General features: G+C 30.6%; 11 protein-coding genes and 1 pseudogene. All 12 read left to right on the top strand.

Features of this window, described 5'->3' with window-relative positions; genetic code table 11:
* A partial coding sequence (locus tag Q0Y84_RS11710; protein WP_297953939.1) for a GHKL domain-containing protein occupies nucleotides 1–1,210 on the top strand: 1,210 nt, incomplete at its 5' end.
* A 2-nt stretch (nucleotides 1,211–1,212) separates the two neighbouring features.
* Nucleotides 1,213–2,031 carry a LytTR family DNA-binding domain-containing protein gene (locus Q0Y84_RS11705; protein WP_297953936.1) on the top strand — a complete coding sequence of 273 codons (819 nt, stop codon included), beginning with the start codon at nucleotides 1,213–1,215 and terminating at the stop codon, nucleotides 2,029–2,031.
* Nucleotides 2,021–4,178, top strand: a pseudogene (locus tag Q0Y84_RS11700) (peptide cleavage/export ABC transporter). The gene Q0Y84_RS11705 and the pseudogene Q0Y84_RS11700 overlap by 11 nt, the downstream one beginning before the upstream one ends.
* Nucleotides 4,179–4,189: 11 nt before the next feature.
* Nucleotides 4,190–4,819 (top strand): HlyD family efflux transporter periplasmic adaptor subunit, encoded by a 630-nt coding sequence (locus Q0Y84_RS11695; RefSeq protein WP_297953933.1) that lies wholly within the window; start codon nucleotides 4,190–4,192, stop codon nucleotides 4,817–4,819.
* A 183-nt stretch (nucleotides 4,820–5,002) separates the two neighbouring features.
* Nucleotides 5,003–5,323: a bacteriocin immunity protein gene (locus tag Q0Y84_RS11690; RefSeq protein ID WP_297953930.1), complete on the top strand. Its 321-nt coding sequence runs from the start codon at nucleotides 5,003–5,005 to the stop codon at nucleotides 5,321–5,323.
* Nucleotides 5,324–5,363: 40 nt separating this feature from the next.
* Nucleotides 5,364–5,597: a bacteriocin immunity protein gene (locus Q0Y84_RS11685; RefSeq protein WP_297953927.1), complete on the top strand. Its 234-nt coding sequence runs from the start codon at nucleotides 5,364–5,366 to the stop codon at nucleotides 5,595–5,597.
* Between the two features lie 81 nt (nucleotides 5,598–5,678).
* The gene (locus tag Q0Y84_RS11680; RefSeq protein ID WP_297953925.1) at nucleotides 5,679–5,948 is read left to right on the top strand and encodes a bacteriocin immunity protein; all 270 of its coding nucleotides are present in this window, start codon (nucleotides 5,679–5,681) and stop codon (nucleotides 5,946–5,948) included.
* A gap of 141 nt (nucleotides 5,949–6,089) precedes the next feature.
* On the top strand, nucleotides 6,090–7,142 hold the full coding sequence (locus Q0Y84_RS11675; protein ID WP_297953922.1) for a Fic family protein: 1,053 nt from the start codon (nucleotides 6,090–6,092) through the stop codon (nucleotides 7,140–7,142).
* A gap of 135 nt (nucleotides 7,143–7,277) precedes the next feature.
* On the top strand, nucleotides 7,278–7,460 hold the full coding sequence (locus tag Q0Y84_RS11670) for a hypothetical protein (protein WP_297953919.1): 183 nt from the start codon (nucleotides 7,278–7,280) through the stop codon (nucleotides 7,458–7,460).
* Nucleotides 7,461–7,865: 405 nt separating this feature from the next.
* The gene (locus tag Q0Y84_RS11665; RefSeq protein ID WP_297953917.1) at nucleotides 7,866–8,039 is read left to right on the top strand and encodes a hypothetical protein; all 174 of its coding nucleotides are present in this window, start codon (nucleotides 7,866–7,868) and stop codon (nucleotides 8,037–8,039) included.
* 205 nt (nucleotides 8,040–8,244) lie between these two features.
* Nucleotides 8,245–8,403 (top strand): hypothetical protein, encoded by a 159-nt coding sequence (locus tag Q0Y84_RS11660; RefSeq protein WP_297953914.1) that lies wholly within the window; start codon nucleotides 8,245–8,247, stop codon nucleotides 8,401–8,403.
* A 76-nt stretch (nucleotides 8,404–8,479) separates the two neighbouring features.
* Nucleotides 8,480–8,635, top strand: a complete 156-nt coding sequence (locus tag Q0Y84_RS11655) for a hypothetical protein (protein ID WP_297953911.1) — start codon at nucleotides 8,480–8,482, stop codon at nucleotides 8,633–8,635.
* The last annotated feature ends 58 nt before the right edge of the window (nucleotides 8,636–8,693 follow it).

The raw sequence follows: 8,693 nt of genomic DNA, 5'->3' as shown, positions 1-8,693 counted from the left end.
GGAACTCCTTTTTCTAATGTTTAAAGAAATAAATTTAAGGAATCATTCATCCTTACACAAACTATTTTACAGTCTCACGATTAGCGTTGAAATATTGCTGCTAATTTTTGATATTAATTTCAGTAGTATTATTTTTATCTTTTTGTTAATAGATTTTTTAGTTGTATGTATAATCCAAAAGTATTATTTAAAAATTCGTAAGCTCTTAAATGATCGAAATAGTTCGATTTTTATTGGATTAATTTTATATATTTATTTATCAAGTTCTATTGTGTATTTGTTAGCATTACAGAATAATCGTATGACGACATTATTTGAGGTGTCTTTAAGTTTACTAATACTTCAGATAATTTTCTCCATATTTGCTTATTCGACGGCAGTTAATATTCAAAAGAAACTTTTAACCGAGCAAGAGCAAAAGGAACAAAGGCTCCAACTTGAATTAGCAAATGCAGATAGAAAAGCAAAAGAAGCAGAGAATAGAGAACTTGTTCTTAAACAGCAGAAATTAAAGTCTGAAATGCAACAGTTGCAAGAATATTCAAGTTATCTTGATAAAAATGAAGATGATCTACGCCGTTTTAAACATGACTATCAAAATATTTTAAATAGCTTAAAAGTTAGTGCTCAAGAGGGCGACACCACAAAGGTGGTAAAGATACTCGATCAATATACTAACACGCAGTTTGATCAGAAAGCTCTTCGAAAATATAAAGGTGTAAATCACATTCATGATAAGAATTTAAAGAGTATAGCAATTGCTAAGCTTTCTAAATTATATAGTTTAGATTTAAATTATAGTTTTGATTGCGAGCAAAACATCTATCAAATTCCTAAGAGCGTTAATATTTTGGACTTAGTTAGGATTATTGGTATTGCATTTGATAATGCAGCTGAGGAAAGTATGGCATTAATCAAAGAAACAGGTAGTACTAATAATGCTCGAGTTGATGCAATGTATTATCAAGAAAATGGTGATTTTGAATTTGAAATCCGTAATCGAGTTAGAGAAGCTACTATAGCAACAGATAAAATGAGTCAAAAGAACTTTACCACTAAAAAGCATCATATGGGATTGGGATTAGCCAATGTAAAAGAAATTACTCATAAATATGAGGATGTAATGATTGTCAATTATTACGTTGATGATGGTTGGTTTACTTTTGATTTAACAATTTTGCCTGATGATGAAAATGAAATTGAGGACTAAAAATGAAATATCCAGTTTTTATTTGTGATGATGATCAGAATCAGATTGAGCAAACTAAAAAAATTCTTGGTGCAGCCGAGATGATTCTCTCAGATGATGAAGAAGTAGAATTTTCGATTGCCACAGCCACTAATTATATGGATGCTATTACTTATTTGAAGGAGCATAAATTAGATGGTGGTATTTATTTCTTAGATGTTGAATTAGGTGGTGACACTGAAAATGATACCGGCTTCGATCTTGCCTCATTAATTAAGAAGCGAGATGAACGTGCACAGATTATTTTTGTTACTAGTCATGCTGATTTATCTTTAATTACATTTAGAAGACGTCTAGGTCCAATTGATTATATTGTAAAAACATCTGATTTAGATAAGCTTAGACACACGATGGTGAAGACAATTGAAGTAGCCATTTATAATTTGCATAAGTTCAACTATATGAAGAAGATGACTTTTTCATATAAGATTGGTCGACAAACTAGAAACGTTAATATTGATGATATTATTTATATTTCAACAACAGTTACTCCACATAAATTATTGATGATTCTAACAACAGGAGAAATGCAACTCCTAGGTAGTATTAATCAATATGCTGAAGAAAATCCAATGCTAGAGAAAATAAATCAGTCATGCTTAGTAAATCCTAAGAATATTGAATCGATTGATTTGAAGCAACATCGTGTACAGTTTATTAATGGAGATGTTGATGATTTTTCACGTACTAGTGTGCAAAAGATGAAAGACTTACTATCTGAATATAATTATAAAACTGAGACATTGGCTAAGAAGGAAGAAGAAAATGGTAATTTCGCTTAGGTACAAATCAATCTATGTCCCACAAATTGATGAAACAGATTGTGGTGCAGCATGCTTAGCAATGATCTTAAAGAACTATCATTCTCGAGTATCCATAGCACATTTGCGTCATATTGCTAAAACAAATACTGAGGGAACTACTGCGCTAGGTTTAGTTAAAACTGCTGAAAAATTTGATATGAATGTTCAAGCAGTTCAAGCAGATATGTCCTTATTTGACATGAGTGATATTCAATACCCTTTTATTGTTCATGTAATAAAAGATGGAGGACTATTGCATTATTACGTAGTTCTTAAAAGTACCAAAAGAAAGATAATTGTTGCTGATCCAGATTCTACCAGTGGAATTAAAAAAATGTCTAGAAAGGCATTTGAAAAAGAATGGACTGGGATTACTTTATTCATGGTCCCTAAAGCAGACTTTAAGCCTGTAAAAGAAAAAAAGAATAATCTGTTGTCTCTTTTTCCTTATATGTTTAAACAGAAAAAGTTGGTTAGAAATATCATAGTAGCTGCTTTATTGATGACGTTGATTAGTATTTGCAGTTCGTATTTTGTACAAGGATTAATTGACACTTATATTCCTAATGGTACATTTACAACTTTATCAATCTTAGCTATTGGGTTATTGATTGCATATGTCTTTAACTCAATTTTTTCATATGGACAACAATTTTTATTAAATGTTTTAGGTCAGCGATTATCAATTGATCTTAATTTGCAATATATTAGACATATTTTTGAATTACCAATGGAATTCTTTACTACTAGAAAAACAGGAGAAATTACTTCACGTTTTTCTGATGCAAGTAGAATTATTGATGCCCTAGCAAGTACGGTAATCTCATTGTTCCTAGATCTTTCTATTGTGATTTTGATGGGAATTATCTTAGCAGTTCAAAATATGACATTATTTTTAATTACATTAGCCTCATTACCACTTTATGCAATTGTAATTTTGGGATTTTCCAAACGCTTTGAAAAACTAAATAATGACCAGATGGAAAGTAATGCAGTAGTTAGTTCATCAATTATTGAAGATATTCAAGGAATTGAAACAATTAAAGCACTTAACAGTGAGCAGGTACGATATAAAAAGATTGATAGTCAGTTTGTGGATTATTTGAGAAAAGCATTTAAATATAGCAAAACAGAAGCTTTTCAGATTGCCTTGAAGACTTTTATTAGATTATCGTTGAACGTCATTATTCTTTGGGTAGGTGCTAGTGTTGTAATGCATAACCATGTCTATCGGTGAATTGATGGCATTTAATGCGTTATTGTCATATTTTGTTGATCCATTACAAAATATTATTAATCTACAACCTACACTTTAAGCTGCAAATGTGGCTCAAAATCGTTTAAACGAAGTTTATTTAATTAAAAGTGAATTTAAAGATAAAACTTCAGTTAATAGTATTCATGATTTAAATGGCAAAATTGTTTTCTCACAGGTTAATTATCGTTATGGATATGGCGAAGATGTTTTAAAAGATATTAACTTAACTATCAATGATAATGAAAAAGTAACTGTTGTAGGGATGAGTGGATCTGGTAAATCAACTTTGGTTAAGTTATTGGTTGATTTTTTTAGTCCGATAAAAGGTAAAGTAACTTTTAATAATTATTCAACTAAAGAGATAAATAAGCACGTTCTACGTTCATATGTAAATTATGTTCCACAAACTCCTTATGTCTTTGCGGGCACTATTAAAGAAAATCTTTTATTAGGAAGTCGTTCTAATATAACAGAAGAAGATATAGCCGAAGCATGTCAAATTGCAGAAATAAAAAATGATATTGAGAAGCTACCTTTAGGATTTGATACTCAATTAGATGAGAATGCAAAAATTTTATCGGGGGGACAAAAACAAAGACTGACAATTGCTAGAGCACTTCTTTCACCTGCTAAGGTGTTAATTTTTGATGAAGCAACAAGTGGGCTGGATACAATTACAGAGAAAAAAGTAGTTGATAATTTAATAAGTCTGAAGGATAAGACTGTAATATTTATTGCTCATCGTTTAGCTATTGCTGAAAGAACAGACAATATTGTGGTATTAAACCAAGGTCGAATTGTAGAACAAGGCAATCATACTGAATTAATGGCCAAGCACGGTTATTATTATGATTTGGTAAAAAGTTAGGTGATATTGCAATGAATGATCAATATTTAGAAAGTAGTAAGTTTTATTCGTATAAGTTTCATAACTTTTCAACGATGATAATTTTACCGGCTTTTATTTTAGTAATTTTGTTGTTTATTGGTTCTTTTTTTGCTGTGCATGAAAATGTGATTAATAGTATAGGTGTTGTTGAACCAGACCATATAGTTTCTTTAAAAAATACTGGATATAAAGAAGGACAAAAGATTTCAAAGGGTACTATTATTACTTTGGCTGATAACAAAAAACGACTGATAAAAAATAATATTATCGTACATTTAGATGATGAAGATAGTATTGCTATGCCCGATATTAAAGATAAAGGTAGTCTTAAAATAGTAACCTACATTCCAGATGATGAAGTAGCTACTCTTGCTGAAAGACAAAAAGTTCGATTTCAAGTTAAAAATAAGCAGGGAGTACTTACAATACTCAATGGTAAGGTTATTAGTTTAGGTACATATCCTGTGCAACAGAAAGGCATGAATGCATTTAAAGTTGATATTTTAATTAAGACAACTAAGTCTGAGAGAGAGTTTTTACGATATGGGATGCAAGGAAAAGTGACAATCATTACTGGTAAGACTAATTACATTAAGTCTAAGGTATTAAATTCTAAGTAGATTAATAAGAATAGCAATTATTGAAATTGTTGTTCTTTTTTATTGCTAAAGTAATACTGATAAATTTGCCATTACAACTGAATTCGATTTATATGTTAACAGTTTATGACGATAATGTGGAGGAAAGACCAAGCTCGTTAGAATATATATGTAAGTTGATGAGGCGTCTAGAGGTAAATAATTATGACAAGTAAAAATAAATTTGATCCAGAAGTAGCTTTACTAAATCAAGTTACAGATTTATTGATGGATGAAAGAGTTAAGCAAAATGAACGAGAAATTTTGCTCTACGCTAAACATCAATTGGAGCATCATGTAAATATGCCTAATATTATCTATCATTTAAAAAATATTTTGACTCCATTGGCTATTGGCGAAAAGCTATCGCCAGGAATGGGTAAGCTATACTGTGATATTGTTGCAGGCAATATTGGTAAGCTAGGTTCTTTGAGAACAGGCATTGGTATGGGAACTACATACGGCGGATTTTTTAGAGGCATCTAAAAAATAACGGTTAATTTGATTGAAGGCGCAAAGAATAATCATGTTTTTCAAGAAGAGTCATAAAGAAGAAGCAGCAGCATTTAAGGATAAATTAAATTCAATTATCGCTGATTCAGAAGTTCAAAAGAATAGTAAATTGGTTGAATTATTACAAAATGCTGTTAAGAAAGCAGAGAAGCATGAATCAATCCAATCAATTGCTTCTAATCTCTCGTTAAACTTAAAATCTAATTTTAGTAAAACTGAATTACCTGCACCTGTTGTTGATCTATAACTTAAAATTGAAAGATATGCAGCTGTTGGTGCTAATGGCTTGGTATCTGGAGTCTTTAATTGGTAAGGTGCGTTTATGAACATGACAGAAATAAGATCTTTTTTGCTTAATGCAAAGTCACAATCAGATATTGCTAATGATTCTGATGCTCTAGCAATAATTGATCATGCTTTGAGTGCAATAGAACAAAATACTGATCTAAACAAGATTGTATTTAAATTAAAGCAAGAAATTAACGATTATTCGTTAATGCATAATTTCAAGTTGTCATCAACGCTGACTAAGTTGAAAATTATGTTAGATGAAAATCCCGGTAAATGGGCTGAAGTTGGTTTAATCGGTTCAATCTAAAAAGAAAATGCTGATAATTCACGTAAAAATGAATTATCAGCATTTTTTTGTATTGAATCAGTATCATTTTATAATTATCGGTATCAAATATGCTAAAATGATACCGATAATTATAAAATGATACTGAAAGGGATAAAAGTTTTGAAAAAATTTGACTATCAGAGGTTAGACAATCTTGAGATTACATATCCAATAGTAAATAAATTAAATACAATTTATGAGTTACGGGGTCAAACCAATAGTTATAAGACTGATTTTCGTGAAGAATTGGATCGATTAGTTGAAGTAGCAAAGATTCAAAGTACTGATTCTTCAAATAGAATTGAAGGAATCTACACAGTAAATTCGCGATTAAAGAAAATTATGGCTAATAAAACTACTCCTAGAAATAGGGATGAAGAAGAAATATCAGGTTATCGCGATGTGTTAAAACTAATTCATGAACAATATCATTACATGCCAATCGTTCCCAATACGATTTTGACTATGCACAAAGAAATGTTTTCATATAATAAAAACGCTACTTGGGGTGGACATTTTAAAACAACAGATAATGAAATTATTACTGAGTATAGTGACGGGCGAAGAGAAGTTAGGTTTTGTCCACCGCCTGCGCTTCAAACGCCAGATCTTGTAAGATCATTATGTGATCAATATAATACAGCTTTTAATGCAGGTAAAATACCACCATTGCTTCTTTGTGGAGCGTTCGTTTTTGATTTTGTTTCCATTCACCCTTTTAATGATGGTAATGGCAGAATGTCACGTTTATTAATGTTGCTTACTATGTATCAGTCAGGCTTTGATGTGGGAAAATATATTAGTATTGAAAAAATTATTGAGGATACGAAAAGTGAATATTATCGTACGCTAAAGGAAAGCTCTGTTGGATGGGGTGATAATCAAAATGATTATTCACCATTTTTAAATTACTTTTTAGAGGTAGTTATTAAAGCATATAATAATTTAAATGATCGTCTGAGTATTACAGCACATCAAGCATTATCTGCTAATGATTTAATTTTACGAGTAATGCAAGAGCAATTACGTCCATTATCAAAAAGTGAATTAGTTACGTTAATTCCACAGTATAGTGACATTACGATTAAACGTGCTTTGGCTGAATTAAAGAAAGAAAATAAAATTAAGCTAATTGGTAAGGGAAGAGCCAGTAAATATATTCAAAATTATTAAAAATAAAAGGCTGATAATTCACGTAAAAATGAATCGTCAATCTTTCTTAGTTTATTATCGATGATTGTCATCAAACTCTTCTTGAGCTTTAAAATTTTGCTCTACGCTAAACATCAATTGGAGCATCATGTAAATATGCCTAATATTATCTATCATTTAAAAGATATTTTAACTCCATTGGCTATTGGCGAAAAGCTATCGCCAGGAATGGGTAAGCTATACTGTGATATTGTTGCAGGCAATATTGGTAAACCAGGTTCTTTGAGAACAGGCATTGGTATGGGAACTACATATGGTGAATTTTTTAGAGGCATCTAAAAAATAAATAATCGATATCATTTCTGTGGATTTGATATCGATTATTTTTATATATGGGCCAGTTTTTATTCATATTGTGTATTGTGGCTAAATTTGATGCATATGTTGTCAATTTACGATGATAACGTGGAAAAGAAGCCATTCTTGCTAGAATTATATATGTAAGTTGATGAGACGCTTAGAACTACTAAGCGAGGCAGATTTAAAGATTTATTGGAAGTATTTGAAATGGAAAATACAGTAAGTTTTGAAAATTTGAATTCAGTTAGTTAGAGTTGTAGGTGGTAGACATTCTCAAAACTACTACAATGGTCGTGGTACTGGCAGAAATATTAGAGCTATTGGCACTTTAGTAGGTATTGGTGCAAGTATCCTTAAGTACTTAGAATGATGGTGAAGGAAAAAATGAAGAATTATCTATGGCTATTAATAAATATTGCTTTTCTTGTAACCCTGTTTTATGGTCCTAAAACTCAACTTGGTATTTGGGTATCAGCAATTATCGTGATTCTTGCATTGATTGTAAATGTGACTGATATTTTCAGTTTTATTTCTAAATCAAGAAAGCAAAATGAATAATCATCGTTAAGAGGATTTAATATATTAGAGGTATTAAAATGAATAATTTTCAAAAGTTAAGTGTTACTGAATTACAGAATGTCGCGGTCGTCGTAAAGGTGGCTTTAATTTTGGCTCTTGGTGGAGAGGAGTTCAAAGAGGTACAGGTCAATTTATGACAGGTCTTCGTGATGGTTTAGCAGGTAAGTAAGGAAGAATATTTGAGATGAAGGAATTATCTGTAAAGCAATTGAAAAGAATTTTAGGTGGTAAAGGTCATTCTCACGATTACTACAATGGCCGTTATTGGGGTAGAGTTTTACGAAGTATCCGTCAAACTATGCCAAGTGGACCTATTAGTATTCATGGCTTTCCAAAATTATAAGTAATAAGGTTGATAAATTTAAATTGGTTTATCAACCTTATTATTTCATGTAAAAATATGTTGCTGGAATAAACTTATGAAAGATAATTATTATTTAGCATTAGCGGATGACGTAGAACTTGGAAATAAAATTATAATAAAGAGAACAATTGCCAAATTATTTATGGTAGCAACTATACTTTTAATAAGTGGTTTATGTGTTGTACGCTTAAATATTGAGACTGTAAAATAGTTTGTGTAAGGATGAATGATTCCTTAAATTTATTTCTTTAAACATTAGAAAAAGGAGT

It is taken from the genome of uncultured Lactobacillus sp. (genome assembly GCF_947367125.1).
Taxonomy (GTDB): domain Bacteria; phylum Bacillota; class Bacilli; order Lactobacillales; family Lactobacillaceae; genus Lactobacillus.
The sequence above is the reverse complement of the archived record's forward strand: the minus strand, read 5'-3'. Positions and strand labels throughout refer to the sequence as shown.